Genomic DNA, 21104 nt, shown 5'->3' with positions numbered 1-21104 from the left:
CACAATTAATGAAAAACAATGATGGCTGTCACAGCGGCTCCATAGGGTAAAAGAATGAATCCGCTCCCCCGCCGACAAACGTCAAAAAGCCAACGAAAATCGTCGACGACACTGGTCGCGACGCAGCCACAACAATTATCTCGCCGCAGACGACTATGGGCGTCGATGATGAGCACGCTCGTCCTGCTTATTGCCAGCGGATACGCCCCAGCATCCACGCGAACAGCGAACGCTGCGCCGCCGGCACCGAACCGGGATATTTCCGTCGCTCCCGAATCAAATACCGACTACCGCCCGGACATGACGGCGGTACAGACGGACTCATACTCCGTATCCACCGCAAATCCCGTCTCGACGGCTGCCGCCCGCGATGTGTTGGCCACTGGTGGAACCGCTGCTGATGCGTTGGTTACGGCGCAACTCGTGTTAGGGCTGGTGGAGCCTCAATCGTCGGGTATCGGCGGTGGTGGCTACATCCTGTACCACGACGCGACGAGCGACTCTGTCACCGCCATCGATGGCCGTGAAACCGCGCCCGACGACGCGCCTGACACCTACCTGTCGCAGATATCTTCCACCGACACTCACACACCCGAGCCCGACGCGCGACGTTCCGGCAGGTCAATCGGTGTACCGGGAATCATGGCCGCCTTAGGGACCCTCCACACCCAACACGGGAAAACGCAATGGGGTGACCTTGTTCAACCTGCCATCACGCTGTCTGAGAACGGGTTCGACATCAGCCCTCGGCTCGCGACAACGATTGAGGACAATGCCGCAGACCTCGCCCGCGATCCAGAAGCCGCGGCCTATTACCTCAACCCGGATGGAACCGGAAAGAAAACCGGGACGCGCCTCACCAACCCGGCCTATGCCACGACACTCACATCCCTCAAAGTCAATGGCCCACAAGCGCTATATACAGGGAAAATAGCCGACGACATCGTCGCCCGAGCACGCAGCGAGCAGGGCGGAACAACACCATCCTCCTTAACGACGGCCGATCTCGCGAAATACAACCCCACTGTTAAACAAGCACTGTGTGGCCCCTATCGCACCCATATTGTCTGTGGTGCACCGCCATCCACCTCGGGCGGCGTCACGGTAGCAGCTACGCTGGGGATTCTTTCTCACGCGGATCTCTCCGCGATGAAACCGCTCAAGGTCGACAATAATGGTGGCGTGCCCTCCCCCGAGGCGGTCCATATCATTTCTGAAGCAGAGCGCCTCGCCTACGCGGACCGCGACGCCTACCTTGCCGACACCGCTTTTGAGAACCGCCCCGACGGCGATTACACCAAACTGCTCAACCCGGAATATTTAGCGCAGCGGTATTCGCAGATCAGCCCGGAGAAATCCATGGGAACAGCGAAACCCGGCACATTCGACATGGATCACGCCCGCGGTGAGGATCAACCCGAACACGGAACCAGCCACATTTCCGTCGTCGATTCGTATGGGAACGCGGCCAGTATGACGACGAGTGTGGAATCGGCATTCGGCTCATTCCACATGGTCGATGGGTTCATGTTGAATAACCAGCTCAACGATTTCGAGGCCACACCCCGTGACGACGACGGTCAGCTCAAGGCGAACCGGGTGGAAGGCGGGAAACGGCCGAGGTCATCGATGTCTCCCACGATCGTGTACACCATGACGAAGACCGGCGAGCGGGGAGATCTCTATGCCGTCGTCGGATCGCCAGGTGGAGCGGTCATTCCGCAATTTGTCATCAAAACACTGATCGGCATCCTCGACTGGGGCTTAGATCCACAGCAAGCCGTGGCTCTGCCCAACTTCGGCGCCCGAAATAAACCGGAAACCGGCATTGGTGGTGAGCACCCAGACATCGGCCATGACGGAAAAGCCACGCCAGAGGCTCAGGAACTGGTCGACGGTCTCACACGTCGAGGGCACACCGTCAACCTCGACGAACAATCGAGTGGACTATCCGCCATTATCCGAACTCGTGATGGGCACCTCCTCGGCGGGGCGGATCCGCGGCGGGAAGGTGCCGTCATGGGCGGGTAATGCCCGCGTGGTCGGGTGATTACCGGACGATAATTATCCGAATAGAGCAGCCGCGGCCTCGTACCGCTCGATCGGAACAACCTTCAGCGTGCCAACCGCGTCCTGGAGGCTGACCAACCCAATATTCTCTCCCTGGAGGGAAGCGACGGTTCCGTACTTACCTTCGTGAGCTGCACGGCAAGCGTGAACACCGTAGCGCGTGGCGAGAACGCGGTCATAAGCCGTCGGTGTACCACCGCGCTGAATATGGCCCAACACAGTTGTACGGACATCGTGGCCCAGACGCTCATGGATAGCGTCGGCAACTTGCTGGCCAACGCCGGTGAAAACTTCGTGACCGAACTGGTCAATCCCGCCAGCCTTCAGTTCCATGGTGCCTTCTTTCGGACGGGCACCCTCGGCAACGACGACGATTCCGTACTTCTCCCCCATCTGGAAACGACGCTCCATGGCTTTACAAATCGCGTCGATATCGAACGGAACCTCGGGGATCACGGTGTAGTGAGCACCGCCGGCCATACCTGCGTGAAGCGCAATCCAGCCCACGTGACGGCCCATGACCTCCACAACCATCACACGATTGTGCGACTCTGCGGTGGTGTGCAAACGGTCAATCGCATCAGTGGCGACGGAAACCGCGGTGTCGAAACCGAAGGTGTAGTCCGTCGCGTTAACGTCGTTGTCAATGGTCTTGGGGACGCCGACCACCGGGATTCCGTTTTCATGGAGCCAGAGAGCACCTTTCAGCGTTCCCTCGCCGCCGATGGGGATCAACGCGTCGACCCCCGCGTTCTCTAGGTTTTCCTTAATCTGTTCAATTCCTTCGCGAAATTTGTCCGGGTGTAAACGGCCCGTGCCCAAGATAGTTCCGCCCCGGAGGAGAACCCGGTCAATCTCCTCATCGTCGTAGAGCTGAATTCGGCGATCCTCGAGGAGCCCCACCCAGCCATCTTCATAGCCGACCACGGTGGAGCCATATTCAGAACTCGCGGTGCGGACAATTCCACGAATCACCGCGTTCAGTCCCGGGCAATCACCACCGGAGGTAAGAGTCGCAATACGCATAGTGACTACCCTAGCCGGATCGCCGGCGTGTTGCCTATCCGGGACCACCTACTACTTTCCGCGCGTTGCAGCTGTTGTTCCTTGGAATTGCGTAACAACGACTAAACCGACCAACAACACCGTTGCCGGGAAAATCATCGTCCAGCCTAAAGACGACACTGGGTCGGTATGCTGCATGAACACGTCAAGCGTCGCTGCGACAGTAGCGGAACCGATCACCGAACCAACTTGGCGCGTGGTGTTGTACACACCAGACCCCGCACCCGTTTTCTCCATCGGGAGATCGCGCATGGTGGTCGTCGAATTCGGCGCCCACACGAACGCGTTGCCCAACCCCTGCAGAGCGATGGGCACAAACATCCACCACACCGACGTATCCGGCTTCATCACCAAGAAGTAGCAGAGCATGGACAACGTCATAAAGGTAAATCCGGTCAGCGATAGCCGACGCGGCGGCACTGTATCCGACAAACGGCCGACGAATGGGGAGAGCAAACCTGAAATCAGAGCCATCGGCACCATCATCAGGCCGGCTTTCAGGGCCGACATGTGGTGGAACTGCTGGAAGTAAATCATGATCGGAACCATCGGACCAGCGACAGCGAAGCCCATCGTCGTGATCGAAATATTGCCCACCGAGAAATTCTTGTCCTTAAAGAGCGACAGCGGGACCAGCACTTCGACGCCACGCTGGTCGCCCCACTTTTCGATCATGATGAAAATACCGAAGACGACGACGGACGCTGCAATCATGATCCAGATCCACGGTGCCCAGTTTGCGTTGCCACCCTCCTGGAGCGCGAAGACCAGCAAGAACACTGCGATGACAGAGGTCACGATGCCACCCCAGTCGTAGCCGTGGTTTCGCGTCGGCAATTGTGGCACCCACTTGTGCACCATGATGACTGAGACCACGCCGATCGGAACGTTAACGAAGAAAATCCATTCCCAGCCGATCCATGTGGTGAGTAACCCGCCGAGGACCGGGCCGGCCAAACCTGCCATTCCGGCGGTGGCACCCCACAGGCCCATGGCTGCGCCACGTCGCTCACGCGCGAAGATTCGGTTAATCACGCTCATGGTTTGAGGGGTCAGCAGAGCAGCACCTAGCCCCTGAACAGCGCGCGCGGCAATGAGCCAATGAATATCCGGTGCTAAACCACAGCCCAGGGACGAGAGAGTGAAGACGACCATGCCGGCGACATAGACGTTCTTCGGCCCGATCTGATCTCCCAATCGGCCTGTGACCAATAGCGGGACTGCGTAGGTCAGCAAGTACACCGACGTTACCCACAGCACTTGGCTGTAGTCGGCGTTTAACGCACTCTGAAAATCAGGGGTTGCCACTGCCACAATGGTCTGATCCAGAAGGATCATAAAAAAGCCAATGCAGAGCGCTACTAATGCACGCCACGCGTCTTTTTCTGGGATCATTCCTTGGGGTTGTCCCGCCTGAGACGAGTTGGCTGAGGGATTATTCGCTGCTGTGTTGGTCGTCGTCTCTTGGTGCGACGATCCGCTGAGGTTACCAGTCAAAAAGCTTCCTTACCTCTTATTTATTCACCACTATTGATCTACTCATCGTTACAAAAGAAAAGAGTGAACGCTGACGGAATTCGGGGTTTTCTCCCGTAAATGCTCGAAAAGCGAACTATTTAAGGCGAAAGTCGTGCTCGTAGTACAGACTTCACCTTGTCCATCCAGACAGGTTACGCGCACACAAAGATCATCGCGAAACCTTAATTCGGGCCCGCGATCAGACGGCAGGCAAGGAACCCAGGCGACATACGCCGAGCCAACCCTCGAGCTCTACCTCGCACAGCCCGCCTATTTACTGAGGCTACCGAGGCATCACCCAGAACGCGCCCTCGCCCGACTTATTAGCGCGCATCGTCGGCTGAGAAACATCGCCATGCTGGACGACACTCGACGTCATCGACAAAGAACTCCGGAAGGGGGCCATTAAATCCAAACTTTCAATCTCGAATTCTGGCACCCACACCAGCTCAATGGATTCATTATTCTTGTGCACCTCAAGCGGATGAGAAGCAAAAGCCGACACTGTCGTATATGTCCACTCGCGCACACTAGGGTCCATTAGCCCCACCCAACGCTTCCCCGTCAAAGAGGTGTACCAGGGTAAACGCGGCCAATCTTCAGCCGGTGCTCTCCGCACCGCATAATCCACTGGGACCCGCGTCGTCACTTGTTTTTGAACGACCGTGACATCCTGGGGATTGAGGCCGGCTTCTTCAATGGCTTCACGTAACGCGGCTTCTTCGACTGTTTCATCCGCATCACGCGCTCCGCCCGGTACACCCCAGGTGAGGGGCATTGATGTCCATTCGGCACGATATTGCATGAGGACCATGGGAAGACCATCAGGCCCCGGCGCTCGAAGCAACAATCCCGCTGCTCCTTCGACTCCCCAGAACCGCGCACCATTTGCTTGAATTGCCCAACCGTCTCCACTGTGGTCCATAGGCCCTAACCTACTCTTGTGATTCTCCCGAGCGAGCAGCCTCATATGCGGCACCGACGCGATACAGTCGATCATCCTGGTGCGCTGGGGCCATAATCTGCAGGCCAACGGGGAGATGCGTATCAGAGGCCAACCCCGACGGAACCGACATACCGCACAAGCCGGCAAGGTTCAGCGGCAGCGTGCACAGGTCGAACCGGTACATCGAAATGGGGTCATCGACCTTGGTACCCAATTTGAACGCCGTCGTCGGCGTCGTCGGAGAGACCAGCACATCGACTTTCTCGTACGCCTTGGCAAAATCGCGGGCAATCAACGCACGAACACGCTGAGCCTGCAGGTAGTAGGCGTCGTAGTACCCAACCGAGAGTGCATACGTTCCCAGGATGATGCGTCGCTTGACCTCGGAACCGAAGCCCTCTTCGCGGGACAGTTCCATCACGTCATTGGCCGAATGGTGGCCATCATCACCGACGCGCAGACCGTAGCGCATCCCGTCGAACCGGGCGAGGTTAGAGCTCACTTCACACGGGAGAATGAGGTAGTACGCGCTCAATGCGTCGTCGAAGTGAGGACAATCCACATCCACGACCTCCGCACCCAGACGAGAGAGCGTGCTCACGGCCTCGTTATACGACTCGAGGACGCCGTCCTGGTAACCGTCGCCTGCCAATTGTTTGACGACGCCGACCTTGAGGCCGGACAGATCCCCCTTCGCCCCTTCGCGGGCGGCCTGAACCACAGGCGCAACGGGACGGTTGACTGACGTGGAATCGTGCGGGTCGTATCCCGCGATGACCTCGTGCAACAGTGCGGTATCCAGCACTGTGCGGCCAGTCGGACCACCCTGATCAAGCGACGACGCGCAGGCAACGAGGCCGTAACGCGATACTGTGCCATAGGTCGGCTTCACCCCGACCGTGTTGGTCAGTGCCGCAGGCTGGCGGATAGATCCGCCCGTGTCCGTACCGATGGCCAGAGGCGCCATTCCCGACGCCAACGCTGCGGCCGAGCCACCGCCGGAGCCACCCGGTGTCCGGTCAAGGTCCCACGGATTATGCGTCGGCCCATAAGCCGAGTTTTCCGTCGACGACCCCATGGCGAACTCGTCCATATTGGTCTTTCCGACGATAGGAATACCAGCCTCGCGCAGACGCTTCGTCACCGTCGCGTCATACGGGCTCATGTACCCTTCAAGGATTTTTGACGCACACGTCGTCGGCGCGTCCGTCGTCGTAAAGACATCTTTCAAGGCTAAAGGAACACCGGCGAGGGGGGATGAGGGCTTCTCGCCACGGGCGATACTGTCATCGACCTTCTTGGCCGCCGCGAGAGCTTCGTCGGCAGAAACATGCAGGAAAGCGTGGATATCGCCGTCGATCTGTGAAATACGGTCCAGATGCGCCTGGGTCGCTTCCACCGATGACACGTCGCCGGAGTGGATTTTTTCAGCCAGATCCGCCGCGGTGTACGTCGTGAGATCGTCAGCATTGAAATTCGCAACGCGATATGTGGTCTCCATGGTTTACTCCCCCAGAATCCGCGGTACTTCGAAACGGTCACGCTGGCTAGCTGGGGCCTGGTCCAAGGCCTGCTCAGCCGTCAACGTCGGATGAACTTCATCCTCACGCATAACACCGGCAAGATCAGAGGGATGGCTCATCGGCTCAACGCCCTCGGTATCAACATTCGATACTTTCTGGACGTGCTCAATAATGCCGTCGATCTGATCAGCGAATTCATTCAGCTCGTCGTCGGTGAGAGAGAGCCGAGACAAGCGCGCAAGGTGCGCGACCTCGTCGCGGGAAATAGAAGACACAGTGGTTCCTTCACCTGGTGTGACAATGATGACTCCCCTAGTTTAGCCGGTTACGGGATTCATGTGGCCTTAGGGGGACGGCCGCCGACGCTCGGCACGGGCACCGTGGTGCGACAACCCGAAATGCACCAATCTGTCTATTTCTGTCACCGGTTCCCACGCGTGTCACAGGGAACGCCTACACTGTCTAGTTGATCACAGTGCACTGATCGCACCGCACCGTCGAATAAAGGGTTTTCTATGTCGTTCCTCCTCCGCGTCTTCCTGCCTGACGCTCCCGGCAGCTTAGGCCGTCTTGCCGCATCGATCGGCGAGGTCGGCGGAGATATCCGCAGCGTCGATATCGTCAGCCACAATTTCTCCGACGGTGCCGTTGTGGACGATATTGTCATCGATCTTCCGCCCACATCCCTCCCCGACACCCTTATTACCGCAGCTCAGCAGGTCGACGGCGTCGAAGTCGATTCCATCCGCCCGTTCTCCGGCTCGGTGAACCGTTCCGGACAGGTCGCCATGTTGGCATCGATCGCCCAAGCACCGTCCCGGAGCAAGGCTCTCCAGCTTCTTGTCGACGGACTTCCGACGACGATGTCGGCGGGCTGGGCCATTGTGCTGAGCGGGCGGACCGACGTGCATCGCGTTGCCGCCTCTATGGCCGCCCCCGAGGATGATGGGCGTATTCTTCAGTCCACCCCGGTGACGACGGCCCGGTGCCTCGACCGCGAGGACGACGATTGGCTGCCCGAAAGCTGGACAGTCATGGATTCAGCGCTGGCGGCCGCGCCGATTAGCGACAAGGACGACGTTCTCGTCATCGGCCGCCCTGGCGGGCCGGATTTCCTGGCCGGAGAGGTTGAACACCTCGGCAAGCTCGGCACCATCCTGAGCGCAATGATGGACTAGTGCGGGAACCGTGAGCCTACGGCAAACGCCCTATGACTTGAGGAAGTACGTGTAGGCCACCGAATCCGTGACCTCCTTGAACTGGTATCCCAGCTCCTGCATGTGATGGTCGAAATCATCGTCCGACCCGTCGCCCGCCGGGTTCTCCGTGTCATCGAATCCACATAGCACGCGGCCGTAATCCATCCCGTGGCTCCGGTAATGGAAAAGGCTGATATTCCAGTGCGTGCCCAGGACCTTCAAGAAGTGGAGCAAGGCACCGGGGTGCTCGGGGAACTGGATCGAGAACACTCGCTCGTTGAAATGCCTGGGTGCTCGCCCGCCGATCATGTAGCGGACATGCTCCTTCGCGGCATCGTCGCTGGATAAATCGACGACATCATAGGAGCGCTCCTGCAAGTCCGCGATAATGTCATCGCGCTCTTGATCACCCTCGTGGAGCTGCACACCTACAAAGATGCGCGCACGATCGTTGTCATCCACGCGATAATTAAACTCCGTCACGGACCGGCCGCCGAGAACCTGGCAGAACTCAAGGAACGCACCTTTACGTTCCGGAATAGTCACGCCCAAGAGCGCTTCGCCGTGTTCACCTAGCTCAGCGCGTTCAGAAATATACCGGAGGCCGTGGAAATTCAGGTTTGCACCAGACAGAACGTGGGCCAGCGTCTCGCCATGCACTCCATGGGTCGTCACGTATTTCTTCAACCCAGCAAGAGCAACAGCCCCCGATGGCTCAGCCACCGCGCGGGTGTCGTCGAAAATATCTTTGACAGCAGCGCTGATTTCGTCGGAATTGACCGTGATGACTTCGTCGAGATTATCCCGACAAACCCGGAACGTCTCGTCACCAATGCGGGCGACTGCCACGCCCTCCGCATACAAAGACACGCGATCCAATGTGACAGGCTCGCCGGCCTTCATAGCTGCGGTCAAGCAGGCCGAGCCCTCGGGCTCGACACCGATCACGCTGATGCGCGGGTTCAGCTGCTTCAACACGACGGCCACACCAGCGGCGAGACCACCGCCGCCGACGGGTACAAAAACACGATCAACTGTCGACGCTTGTTGGAAGATCTCTAACCCAATGGTCCCCTGACCAGCGATGACATGAGGGTCGTCAAAGGGGGGAACGAAAACTCGGCCCTCGGATTGGGCGATTTCAGAGGCGCGTTCCTTGGCCTCGTCGAAGTTGTCGCCGAAGAGGAGGACCTCGCCGCCGAAGTTCCGGACCGCATCGACCTTGATCTGCGGGGTCATCGTCGGCATCACGATGAGTGCCGACACATCCATGATGCTGCCGGACAAGGCGACACCCTGCGCATGGTTACCCGCCGAGGCCGTGACCACACCACGACGCTTCTCGTCGTCGGTGAGGGCAGCCATGCGAGCGTAGGCACCGCGGACCTTAAAACTGTGGACCGGCTGGGTGTCCTCGCGCTTGACATAGACGTCATTGCCCAGCCGTTGCGACATTCGCGGCATAGGCTCCAGTAGCGTCCTCTCCGCGGCGTCATACACGGGGGCTCGGACAACTAAGCTCAGATAATCAGAATTAGAGGGGTGAGGCTTCTGGGCGGGGGACATCGTGTTACTCCTGAGTGTCGTCTATCTCATGTCATCTATGTCGTCGTTAGCATCATGACCGAAAGGTCGGCTAAAAGGAAAGCCGCTGCTTAAGCAGGGTCACTCACACGGCCTGTTTCTAAAAGCTCTTTAAAACCGTCCTCGTCGAGAATACGCAACCCGAGGTCCCGCGCTTTCGTCTCCTTCGATCCAGCATTAGCCCCGACCACGACATAATCCGTCTTCTTGGACACGGACCCCGCTGCCCGGCCTCCCCTGGAGATAATCGCTTCCTTCGCCGAGTCGCGCGTGAAATCCTCCAAAGTACCTGTAACGACGACAGTCATATCCTCCAAGGTCTGGGGTTGCGCCTGCTGCTGGTCTTCCTCCATGCGGACACCGGCCGCAGCCCAGGCGTCGACAATTCTTATATGCCAATCGACGGCAAACCATGACCGCAACGACGCCGCGATGATGCTGCCTACTCCATCGATCCGGGCGAGTTCTTCCTCGGACGCGTTACGAATGGCGTCGAGAGACCCATACTTGGTGGCCAGCGCGCGGGCAGCTGTGGGGCCCACGTGACGAATGGAGAGCGCCACAATGACCCGCCACAGGTCGGTGGACTTCGCTTCCTCGAGGTTTTTTAGCAACGCTTTACCCGTCGCATTGACCTTCCCGGCCTTGGTGGTAAACACCGAGGTCATCAGAAGATGCGATTCATCGAGATCAAAGAGCTCAGATTCATTCGTCAACGCTCCCGACCTGATCAGATCCTGGATACCCGACACGCCCAGTGCATCGATGTCGAAGGCGGACCGGCCGGCCAAATACGTCATCCGGGCGAGCAACTGACCGGGGCACCCTTGTGTATTGGGGCATCTCCAATCGGCGTCATCCGCCTTGGCCTGCACCAACGGTGTGCCGCACTCAGGGCAGACAGTGGAGAACACGAATGGTTTTTCGGACCCGTCACGCGCATCCGCTACCGGGCCCAGGACTTCGGGAATGACCTCGCCAGCCTTGCGGATGGTGACCCTATCGCCGATCAGCACACCTTTGTCGTGGACTTCCGATGGGTTGTGCAACGTCGCCCGAGCAACCGTTGAGCCAGCCACCAGGACAGGATCCAGCACGGCGTACGTCGTCGCGCGACCAGTCCGACCGATGCCGATACGAATATCGCGCAGCGTCGTCACGACCTCTTCGGGCGGATATTTGTAGGCAATAGCCCACCGGGGAGCGCGCGAGGTCTCGCCCAAATCCTCCTGCTCAGCTAGGTCATCAACTTTGACGACTAATCCGTCCATTTCGTGGGTCGCATCGTGACGGTGTTCGCCCCAGTACTCCATTTGCGCAATGACCTCATCGGCCGAAGTCACACGCTTGGTGTACGGCGATACTCGGAAACCCCACGCGGCCAAGGCTGTGTACGCATCATGTTGAGTCGCAGGTTCCCAGCCTTCGCGCGCTCCGATCCCGTGGCAGATCATCGACAGGTTCCGCTTAGCGGTTTCCGCGGGGTTCTTTTGGCGCAAGGATCCCGCCGCGGCATTGCGTGGGTTGGCAAAAGGCTTCCGGCCTTGCTCCACGCGGTCCGCGTTAATGACGGCGAACTCTTCGACGCCAATGAACACTTCGCCGCGCACTTCCAGCAACGCTGGTACGGGATACTCGTCCGTCGGAGAAATTGTTTGCGGGATATCGGAGATCGTCCGGGCATTCGGAGTGATGTCCTCGCCGGTGACGCCGTCGCCTCGAGTGGCGGCAGAGACGAGTTCGCCATCACGATAGACCAGATCGATGGATAAACCGTCGATCTTTAGCTCCGTCAAGTACGTCGGCGCGGGGGTTCTATGCAGCCATTCCAGCAACTCTGACTTCGAAAAAACATTGTCCAGGCTGTACAAGCGCTCGATGTGGCGGACCGGGGCAAAGGTCACTTCGCCAGCGCTGGTCTGGGTAGGGGGCGGGACGGGCGCGCCCACCTCTTCCGTCGGTGAACCATTCTTGGCTAACTCCGGATGGTCGGCTTCCAGGTCTTGGAGGGTCTTGAAAAGGTGATCGAATTCAGCATCCGAGATCACGGGCTCACTGTTGTAGTAGAGGTCACGGTGGTGCCGAACATCAACAGCAAGTTGGTTCCAATACGCTTGAAGATCGGTGCTCACGTCAGTGGAATTCCCGGAATTATTCACACGCCCAGCATAGAGTGATTTCACCGCCGGCCCACATCACGGCTGCCACTGCCGATGCACGCCGTGGACAACGTCGCAGGTGCTACCACAGGCGCTACCACGGCCAATGCCGGCCTGGACCGAACACCTATCCCCGTGTCCGACCCGTCGTCTAATCTATGCCTATGCCGCTTCCATCGTCCGCGCCGAGTCACTTTGATCCCGCCTCTATGCTCAGCTTCGATCTGGAGACCACGGGCACCAATCCTCTACAGGCGAGAATTGTGACGTCGGCACTCGTGTCCATCCATGGTGGATCGGCCAATTCCACCGAATTGCTCGCCGACCCTGGCATTGAGATTCCCGAGTCGGCGTCAAAGATTCATGGGATTTCGACGGAGTATGCCAGGGAGCATGGCGAACCTCATGACGATGTCTTACACAAGACGATTCGTGGGATTTACGACGGATGGGAGCGCGGGCAGACGCTCATCGTTTTTAATGCCGCCTATGACCTCACGATTTTGCGGCACCTGGAGCCGTCATTTGTTTGTAGTGGATTAGTGTTCGACCCCCTGGTGATGGACCGGGCGTTGGAGCCCCGACGGACGGGCCCGCGTAAGTTGGGGACATTGGTGAAGCGTTACGGGATTCAGTTGGATAATGCCCACAATGCCAGTTCAGATGCCCTCGCGGCGGCTCGGGTGGCGTGGAAAATGGCACGGATGTGGCCTGATTTGGTCAAGAAAACGGCCGATGAGCTGATGGAATTTCAGGCGGTTTCTTATTTCGACTACCAAATACAGTTGCGTGACTATTTCGCGTCGCAAGGTCGGGAGATAACAGATTTCTCCACTGCGTGGCCCATGCGGGATGGTTCACATACGTGACCCGCGTGCAACAGTAGGGCTGCTACACAATGATGGGGGTTTTTCTTCCCCGCTACTTTCACTCACCATAATTAAAGGTTAGGATAGCCTCATGCCAAGGATTTCAGCGAAGTCAGTGATTGAACACCGGCGTCAAACGTCCGAGAAAATCCTCGATGCCGTCGAAGAAATCCTCGAAGAATCCCAAACCGACCAGAACGCAGCCCCGCTCACTGTCGGGACTGTCGCCAAGCGCCTCGGTATGGGCAGGTCAAGCCTCTACCGGTATCACAACAATGTCGACGACATGATCGAGGCCGTCGTCGTTCGGGATTTCCCCCGGCGCGCCCAGGTCATTACCGACCAGATGGACGATGCACCTGGGCCGCTCGACGCTATCGAGGCATACGCCCGCGCCAGTTTCCGCGAGGCCCGCGAGTCTCGGCACTCGTGGCGATCCGCTCTTTCCCGGGTCCACCTTGACGACGACGCACGAGCACGAATTGGACGTCTGCACGCCAAATTGACCCAGGCTCTAGCGCGTGAGGTCGATAAACTGCCCGACATTCCGGCGGAATTGAAGCCGGAACTAATCTCGAGTATCCAGTCACTCATTAATGCTGGGGTCACCGCGATGGGTGGTCCCATGAATGGTCACGGTGGGGCCAAAGGACCGCATGGTCGCGAAGTCACCTCGGGTTCCGGTGGTGAGGATAATGCCGAGTCCGGGCACGATTCTGTCCCCGTGATGCAGCACCACACCGCGGTGGAAACCGAGAACACTCGCGCTGTTGAGCCGCTGGATAACACCGAAGTGGAAGATTGGTACGTCACCGCTATTCAGGCTGTGATTAATGCCGCGCAGAGTTCTGTGCAGCGGCCAACTCAATCCAAGTAAACGCGGGGACGGCCGGGCTGCCAGGGCTGATCTTGCCCGGACTATAGGTCTCCGCTATCGCGGCGGAGCATATCCCTCACATCGTCAGCTAATCGCAACGATTCCGCAGTGGACTGCTCCCACCCACGTCGGCCATGCCCTTCGACAATGCTCACCCGCTCCCCCATGAGGGTCGGGTTAATCCCCATCGCCTTCCACACGCGGGCAATGCGCACCGCGCGATCACGGGCGGGATCCTCACTCGCGTATGCGGTTGTCACGGCAGATTGATCGCGGTCACCAGCGTCAGCACCAACACCGACGGCTGTAACCCCGGGAGCGGTCCCCGGATCGCCATCAGCGACGCCTTTATTGCCCGCCACGCCGATCACCATCGGCCGACCATCAGCGTCGATAAGCTCACCTATTCGGTCGAGCATATGGTGCGTCGACGACCCATTCGCCGCAGCGCGTTCCAGTTCACCCAACCCGATCAGCGGCAGCGCCCACGCTGGTATCTGGAGGTCGTCCGGTAGTGATGCCCCACAAGACATCACAACACCAGCAATAACACCCTGAGAGGCGTCGTCGGTAATACCCCCTCCTAGCTCGTCGAACACGTCCCCAATGGTCCTGTCCCACTCAGTACTCAGAACATCGTTGTGGACGGGAGGAATAATGTCCCAATCAGTGGTCCCAGCGATACGTCCCCGGACGAGAGTGTCCACATAGGGTTCCTCAATATGCAGGACAATGCGCTTGCCAAAACGGCGGTGAATCTCCGAGAGGTACTCGGCGACACCACCACTCCACTCGTCATGGAAACCGCGAACCGCCGACCTATCCGACACAATACGGTGACCATCCGATAATTCCGTCGCGACTGCCAGCGACCACGGGCCCATAACCTGGACCTTCATCTCCTGGCTAGAAAGCGCAGATCCCCCTTCCCACGCTTCCTCATACACATCGATATCGCGATGGATCTCATCATTGCGGCGGCGTGATGCCACCGTCGGGCCCGACATTTGCCACGATCGTGGCCCCTGAACATAGGAAGAGGACAGCAACGACAATGTCGATCCCGACAATGACGAGCCCACACCGCGGTTAATCAACTGCGGGACGAACGGCAGCGCAGCCTCCCCCGCAATGATGCGAGCCGCCTCACGAGGATCACGAGTCTCCAGGGCTCCCCACCCCGACGCCCACGTCGCGCCACCCGAATTCTGGTTCATGGCCAGCATATTAGCTGTTCGTGGACGCGCCCGCGGTGGTCGGCTGCAGCTTAGAGACCGACACTGTGTCGCAAATCGTCCCCGAGCCCAACACGATGTCGCCATCAGGATCGGGGCGGTAAACCACCGCAGCTTGGCCGCGCGCAACACCGGTCAGAGGGGAATGGAGATCAATCGTTGCGACGCCGTCGTCAATAGTTACCGTGGCGTCGACAACACCGCCATGGGCGCGGACCTGGACTTGGCACTCCTGCGTCGATCCTTCATGCTCATCGAGACGAATAAGGCGATCAGCATACAACCGACCGACACGAAGATCGTCGCGGGTGCCGACGGTGACAGTTCCCGTGTCAGCATCAATATCGGTGACATACCTGGGCTTACCATCTGGCGCCGGACCAGGTAGACCGAGCCCCTTCCGCTGCCCGATAGTGAAACCGTAAATGCCATCGTGATGGCTGATCACATTGCCATCCTGGTCCTTCAAGTCACCCGACCGGACACCGATGTGGTTGCCCAAGAAGGCCTTCGTATTCCCATCCGGGATGAAGCAAATGTCATGGCTATCGGGCTTCGAGGCCGTCACGAGTCCCGCCGCCTCCGCCTCTTTGCGGATATCCGGCTTGCGGGTGTCTCCCAGCGGGAATAAACAATGGGCCAGCTGCTCATCGTTCAACACACCGAGGACATATGACTGGTCCTTCTTATCGTCGATGGCCCGGCGGAGTTCGCCGTCCTTCAACCGCGCATAATGGCCCGTCGCCACGGCATCAAACCCCAGCGCGATACCACGATCAAGCAGCGCCTGGAATTTAATCTTCTCATTACACCGCAGGCAAGGGTTGGGGGTTTCCCCCATCTCATACGAATTAATAAAAGGATCGACGACATCTTCGCGGAATCGATCGGAAAAGTCCCAGACGTAGAAAGGGATTCCTAACGCATCGGCAACACGACGAGCATCGCCGGAGTCTTCCAGCGAACAGCACCCGCGCGAACCGACGCGCAACGTCGTCGGCGTCGAGGCTAGTGCTAAATGAACGCCGATGACCTCATGCCCCTCGGCGACCAATCGCGCAGCGGCAACGGAGGAATCAACACCGCCGCTCATTGCTGCCATTACACGCATGACAATCCCATCTGTTGAATACGAAACTAAGCCACACACTTTAGGTAGTTGTGCTCACCAGGACAACCCTGCTTACGCCATCCCGGCAGCACGCGCCTGTTCGACGATCTTCGGGAGGACCGCTTCCAGAGCGGCAACATCCTTCTCGGACGTCGTCCGACCCAAGGTAAACCGTAGCGTTCCGCGGGCGGCGACGGGTTCCACACCAATCGCCATGACTACATGGCTCACCCGATTCACGCCAGCCGCACATGCCGACCCCGTCGACGCATCGAACCCCGCTTGGTCCAACAACATAATGAGGCTATCGCCTTCCGCGCCCGGAAAACTCACATGAACATGCCCCGGCAGCGCTGGCTCTGCCGTATGGATTAACGAATCCGGAATTTCTCGGCTGATAAACGACAATAAGCGGTCCCGAAGCCCGGAAAGCCGGGCGCGTTCAGCCTCCATGTCGTGGCAGGCCTCGGTCAAGGCCACCGCGGTTCCCACCGCACCGACAACATTCAGCGTTCCTGGGCGAACGGACCTCTCCTGCCCGCCACCACGCAGAATCTTGTGGAGATTCGTCGCACGACCACACAACAACAGGCCCGTTGAGCGGGGGCCACCGAATTTGTGTGCCGACGCCGCAATCGTCGTTGCACCCGACGAATGGAAGTTCATGGGAACGTGGCCGACGGCCTGCACGGCATCAGCATGCCACGGGACGTTGTGCTCTGCGGCGAGAGATGCAATCTCGTCGACCGGTTGCAGCGCGCCGGTTTCATTGTTCGCCCACTGGAGGGCCATGATCGTGGCTGGTCCGTCGGCAAGAACGTCGGCAAGAAAATCGGTGCGGTAATGGCCGCTGGAATCAACGGGCACCTCGATAACATCTGCTTCGGGCCCCGGGGATGAAGGATCTGTGCCCAGCGCTTTGGCCGGTTCTAAAACGGCGGGATGCTCCACTGATCCGACGATGACACGGTGGGGCGACGACTTTTCTTGAGCACGTTCGGCATAAAGTCCCTGCACAGCGAGGTTATCGGCCTCTGTTCCGGATGCCGTGAAAATGACCTCGATCGGCTCGGCACCGAGCAAACGCGCGATAGTCTCGCGGGCTTCTTCCACAGCTTTGCGTGCATCACGCCCTGACGCGTACTGGCCCCCGGGGTTCAACAGATCCCACGAGTCCATGATGGCGTCTTTGGCAACCTGTCGGAGAGGACTCGTTGCGGCATGATCCATAAAAAAACGAGCTGTAGTCACCCTTCGAAGGGTAATACAGCTCGTTCAAGCCTTCACCTAGTGATTCATCTAGTGGCTTTTAATGGCCTCGGTAGCCTGGGGAGCTACGTCGAACAGGTCGCCGACGATACCGAAGTCCGCGATCTCAAAAATGGCAGCTTCCTCATCCTTGTTGACCGCAACAATGGTCTTGGATGTTTGCATACCTGCTTTGTGCTGGATAGCACCTGAAATTCCGAGCGCAACATACAGGTCTGGCGACACTGTCTTACCCGTTTGTCCCACCTGGAACTTGCCTGGGTAGTAATCAGAGTCGACGGCGGCACGGGAGGCACCCACCGCAGCACCGAGAGCATCGGCAAGGGGCTCGATAACGTCGGCGAATCCGTCGGCGGATCCGACGCCACGGCCACCAGAAACCACGATCTTCGCTTCGGTGAGTTCGGGGCGGTCGCCAGCCTCTGCCGGGGAGAAGGACGTGACCTTCACGGCAACCGGGCCGGGCTCAGGCATCTCGACGGGCTCAATATTTCCTGCGGCCGCCTGAGGCTCGGGATCGACCGAACCGGGACGGAGAAGGAAGATCGGGGAAGATCCTCCGACGGAGAGCTCGACGGTGTAATCGCCACCGAAGATAGAGCTGGCTGCGGTGTGGTCAGCATTAATCTCTGTCACATCACAGAGAACACCGGATGCAACGCGGGCACCGACGCGGCCACCGATTTCTTTGCCCGTTGCGGAGGAGGAAATGATGACGGGCACTTCGAGACCTGCTGCCAGGGCGGACAGTGCGTCGACAGAAGGCGTGACCAAGTAGTTAGCAGCATAATCGTTTTCTGCTGCGTAAATCGTTTCCGCACCTGCAGCGGCTAAGTCATCCTTCAACGATTCTGCTGTGCCCTCAGCACCGACAACAACCGCGCCCACGGAACCGAATACGCGACCAGCGGTAATCAGTTCATTGGTGTTGTTGGACAAGGCTCCATCAGCATGTTCAACGAGAACTAGTACATCAGTCATGGGAAAGTCCTTTCGTTACCGGCCATTACTGACCGAATATTCCTGTTAGTAAACAAACAACGATGGTGAGTTATGGTCTCGATACCACGTTTAGATGAGCTTTTCGTTGGCCAAGAATTCCACGAACTTCGTTCCACCATCGCCTTCGTCGGTAATGATTTCACCAGCGGACTTTTCCGGCTTGGGTGCGTATCCGGTCACGGACGTCGCAGCATTCTCCAATCCGACGTTGGCAGCGTCGACTCCAATATCCTCAAGGTCGACCTGCTGAATCTTCTTCTTCTTTGCTGCCATGATTCCCTTGAACGCAGCGAAGCGGGGCTCGTTGGCCTTCTCAGTTACGGAGATAATGGCCGGTGTAGGAGCTTCCAGGCTGTACACGCCCTCTTCACGAGCGCTTTCGCCGGTGACCGTGCCATTTTCGACGGAGAATGAGCGCAGACCGGTCACCGCGGGGATCTGGCGGTATTCCGAGATCAATCCGGGCACGGTTCCCATATTGCCGTCGGTGGACTCGTTGCCGCAGATAATGAGTTCGATGTCATCAACCAGGTTCAGGGCCTGCGACAGTGTCCATGCAGTTCCCAGGACATCGGAGCCAGCGAGGGCATCATCGCACACGTGGATAGCTTCGTCGCAGCCGAGCGACAGTGCCTTCCGCAGTGCTTCTTTGGCACTTTCGGGGCCGACGGTCAGGGCGGTGACTGTGTAATCCCCTCCTGCTTCCTTGAGCTGAAGGGCTGCTTCCACGGCGTTTTCATTGATCTCGTCGAGAACCTGATCGGTGCTCTCGCGGTCAACGGTGTAATCGTCCTCGGTGAGCTGCCGCTCGGAGTAGGTGTCCGGTACTTGCTTAACTAACACGACAATGTTCGACATTCATTCACCTTTCTCATGGTGTCGGGGCGAAAAACCGGAGGCTGCAGCCGTCGCCGGCGTACCTCACATCAATATCTCGCTCGTTTTGAAGACCACTTTAACGCACTTTTGTGGCCTAGAACACAAAAGTGTGTCCAAACTCTCTAGACCCGTGACCAATGCCCCCGTTTGTGTGGGCCATCCGGCCCAAGCCATCCCCGCGGACCGATCTGCTTCCCACGGTCTCACCGGGTTACTGGCGTTGTCGTCAATGGACCTTATTAATGGAACTCTCGCGGACCACAAATGAACGCGACCGAGGAATTCTTCCCCTGCCTATCCCCCACCTGCGTGATCACGATCGTGTAGCTACCGCCTGACACCTCGTCCGACGGTGAATCCGCGGTCGCCTCTCCTTGAGGCAGTCGGCCAGCAGAGGCTTCTTTGCTGTGGTTGTTGCGCTGATTACGCGCCTGCTTCCCCGAGTGCTTCCGAGCGGCAGACATGATTTTTGCCCGAACATGATCGGGATTCGCTGCCACACCACGCACGAGAATTTCGATCTGTTCTGGAGCACGCTTCGCCATCGTCGACGTCAGTTTGGACAGTGGCACAGCATCCAGCACTTCACACGCTAAAATACCTGCTGGCGGTGTATCGCCAGTTACGAAGGCAATATGAGGGTCGATCTGCCGCATCCCCCACCGGTACGCAGCTTGACGCACCAATCCTGCCCGAACAATCGCTCCATCCGGATCGACGATGTACCGGTCAGCCAGGCTCTTCTTTCGGCTTCCGGTGTCGTCGTCTACATCCGACGAAGGCACCGAAGAGCCTGCCGATTGCGGGATTTCTGGATCCGTATCAGTAAACATGTCGACGGATCCATCCGCATGGATCAGGGTTGCCCGGCGCGTGATGCGTCGCTGCTGAACCGCGCTGTCATCATCATCATCCGTGTTGTCGTCGCCCGTCACCGCCGCACGAATTCCCGACGTGGACGCCGCGATTTCAGGCGTCCACAAACATGCTTCTTTCACCGCACCGGCGACGGAGATAATTTCTACTTCCCCATCCCAACTGGAGTAATCGATCCCAGGGGCGCACTTCACGACGAGCTCCGGCGAACGATCGGCGTGAGGTACCGCCTGCTCCCCAGCCCGCAGACCACGCCATATATCGATCAGCCCGGGGAGCGGCGGGATTAAATCCTGAGGCTGAGAGATTCGTCGGCCTTGAGCACGACGGGCAGGATCGGCAATGACAACCGCCGGAAACGACACTGGGCACAAAGCATCAGCGCGGACAATCAGCGGGCGAGTAAACCGCGCCGAGGCTCCACCACTTACTCCCGAGCCTGCTTCCTCTCGCGCAGCCTTCTCAAGCACGGACATATTGTGCTGGGCCATCGCTACCCTGCCGGGATCGATATCAGACCCGATAGCGGTCAAGCCCTCACCAGCCAGGGCAGCAAGTTCACTACCAATGGAGCATGTCACATCGTGCACCAGTCCGCCTGCCTGCAACGACGACGCCAACGCTAACCGCCTCGCCCTGTACTGAGCAATGAACAGGGCGGTTGCTTGCTGAACCGACTCCGCGTCGGCGAGCCATTCGTCAACAACATCCTCGGATACTTTGGCGTCCACCGGTCGAGCGCCCCGTGCCGACCGTCGAGCAACCATTAATTCAGCCAACGCGCGACCATATTGCCCATATTTCGAACGCAACCGAGCCCCGTCGGCAAACTCGGTGGCCTTCGAAAACTCGAGTGGTTCCGCCTCGGCGCACGCGTCCGGATGACTCGTTATCCACGCAACGTCGTCTCGGGATAACACCG

17 protein-coding genes are annotated in these 21104 nt (G+C 58.6%); 4 read left to right on the top strand and 13 right to left on the bottom strand.

Annotation, left to right across the window (positions count from 1 at the left end):
* Positions 1–54: 54 nt before the first annotated feature.
* Positions 55–2031, top strand: a complete 1977-nt coding sequence (locus JMN36_RS00950) for a gamma-glutamyltransferase family protein (RefSeq protein ID WP_204087166.1) — start codon at positions 55–57, stop codon at positions 2029–2031.
* A gap of 33 nt (positions 2032–2064) precedes the next feature.
* On the opposite strand, the gene JMN36_RS00945 is transcribed toward JMN36_RS00950, so the two are convergent.
* The 5 genes from JMN36_RS00945 to gatC all read right to left on the bottom strand — a co-directional run bounded on the left by JMN36_RS00945 (position 2065) and on the right by gatC (position 7397).
* Positions 2065–3096, bottom strand: coding sequence for a 6-phosphofructokinase (locus tag JMN36_RS00945; RefSeq protein ID WP_204087167.1), 1032 nt, complete (start codon positions 3094–3096; stop codon positions 2065–2067).
* Positions 3097–3147: 51 nt separating this feature from the next.
* Positions 3148–4530, bottom strand: a complete 1383-nt coding sequence (locus JMN36_RS00940) for an MDR family MFS transporter (RefSeq protein WP_204088736.1) — start codon at positions 4528–4530, stop codon at positions 3148–3150.
* Between the two features lie 406 nt (positions 4531–4936).
* The gene (locus JMN36_RS00935; RefSeq protein WP_204087168.1) at positions 4937–5578 is read right to left on the bottom strand and encodes an NUDIX hydrolase; all 642 of its coding nucleotides are present in this window, start codon (positions 5576–5578) and stop codon (positions 4937–4939) included.
* Between the two features lie 10 nt (positions 5579–5588).
* Complete coding sequence (gatA, locus tag JMN36_RS00930; protein WP_221923676.1) at positions 5589–7100, bottom strand: Asp-tRNA(Asn)/Glu-tRNA(Gln) amidotransferase subunit GatA; 1512 nt, start codon at positions 7098–7100, stop codon at positions 5589–5591.
* A 3-nt stretch (positions 7101–7103) separates the two neighbouring features.
* Positions 7104–7397: an Asp-tRNA(Asn)/Glu-tRNA(Gln) amidotransferase subunit GatC gene (gene gatC / locus JMN36_RS00925; protein ID WP_046202506.1), complete on the bottom strand. Its 294-nt coding sequence runs from the start codon at positions 7395–7397 to the stop codon at positions 7104–7106.
* Positions 7398–7637: 240 nt separating this feature from the next.
* Between gatC and JMN36_RS00920 the strand changes: the two genes are divergently transcribed.
* Positions 7638–8300 (top strand): ACT domain-containing protein, encoded by a 663-nt coding sequence (locus JMN36_RS00920; RefSeq protein ID WP_204087170.1) that lies wholly within the window; start codon positions 7638–7640, stop codon positions 8298–8300.
* 30 nt (positions 8301–8330) lie between these two features.
* Here the strand turns inward: JMN36_RS00920 and ilvA are convergent, their stop codons facing one another.
* A complete protein-coding gene (ilvA, locus tag JMN36_RS00915; RefSeq protein ID WP_221923675.1) occupies positions 8331–9887 on the bottom strand; it encodes a threonine ammonia-lyase, biosynthetic in 1557 nt (518 codons plus the stop codon).
* Positions 9888–9976: 89 nt separating this feature from the next.
* Positions 9977–12064 carry an NAD-dependent DNA ligase LigA gene (gene ligA, locus JMN36_RS00910; protein WP_221923674.1) on the bottom strand — a complete coding sequence of 696 codons (2088 nt, stop codon included), beginning with the start codon at positions 12062–12064 and terminating at the stop codon, positions 9977–9979.
* A gap of 158 nt (positions 12065–12222) precedes the next feature.
* Between ligA and JMN36_RS00905 the strand changes: the two genes are divergently transcribed.
* Both JMN36_RS00905 and JMN36_RS00900 read left to right on the top strand, forming a co-directional pair.
* A complete protein-coding gene (locus tag JMN36_RS00905) occupies positions 12223–12933 on the top strand; it encodes a 3'-5' exonuclease (protein ID WP_204087173.1) in 711 nt (236 codons plus the stop codon).
* Positions 12934–13024: 91 nt separating this feature from the next.
* Positions 13025–13810: a TetR/AcrR family transcriptional regulator gene (locus JMN36_RS00900; RefSeq protein ID WP_204087174.1), complete on the top strand. Its 786-nt coding sequence runs from the start codon at positions 13025–13027 to the stop codon at positions 13808–13810.
* 41 nt (positions 13811–13851) lie between these two features.
* Here JMN36_RS00900 and JMN36_RS00895 read toward each other — a convergent pair whose 3' ends face one another.
* From JMN36_RS00895 to JMN36_RS00870, 6 genes are all read right to left on the bottom strand, one after another.
* Positions 13852–15027 (bottom strand): hypothetical protein, encoded by a 1176-nt coding sequence (locus JMN36_RS00895; protein ID WP_221923673.1) that lies wholly within the window; start codon positions 15025–15027, stop codon positions 13852–13854.
* Between the two features lie 10 nt (positions 15028–15037).
* Positions 15038–16156: a tRNA 2-thiouridine(34) synthase MnmA gene (gene mnmA, locus JMN36_RS00890; RefSeq protein ID WP_221923672.1), complete on the bottom strand. Its 1119-nt coding sequence runs from the start codon at positions 16154–16156 to the stop codon at positions 15038–15040.
* 72 nt (positions 16157–16228) lie between these two features.
* The gene (locus JMN36_RS00885; RefSeq protein WP_221923811.1) at positions 16229–17386 is read right to left on the bottom strand and encodes a cysteine desulfurase family protein; all 1158 of its coding nucleotides are present in this window, start codon (positions 17384–17386) and stop codon (positions 16229–16231) included.
* Positions 17387–17455: 69 nt separating this feature from the next.
* Entirely contained in the window at positions 17456–18406 is a 951-nt protein-coding gene (locus JMN36_RS00880; protein ID WP_221923671.1) for an electron transfer flavoprotein subunit alpha/FixB family protein, read from the bottom strand.
* A 90-nt stretch (positions 18407–18496) separates the two neighbouring features.
* Complete coding sequence (locus JMN36_RS00875) at positions 18497–19285, bottom strand: electron transfer flavoprotein subunit beta/FixA family protein (RefSeq protein WP_221923670.1); 789 nt, start codon at positions 19283–19285, stop codon at positions 18497–18499.
* Between the two features lie 260 nt (positions 19286–19545).
* Positions 19546–21102: a TRM11 family methyltransferase gene (locus JMN36_RS00870; RefSeq protein ID WP_221923669.1), complete on the bottom strand. Its 1557-nt coding sequence runs from the start codon at positions 21100–21102 to the stop codon at positions 19546–19548.
* Positions 21103–21104 lie beyond the last annotated feature (2 nt).

This window comes from Corynebacterium pseudokroppenstedtii, assembly GCF_019754945.1.
Classification (GTDB): domain Bacteria; phylum Actinomycetota; class Actinomycetes; order Mycobacteriales; family Mycobacteriaceae; genus Corynebacterium; species Corynebacterium pseudokroppenstedtii.
The sequence above is the reverse complement of the archived record's forward strand: the minus strand, read 5'-3'. Positions and strand labels throughout refer to the sequence as shown.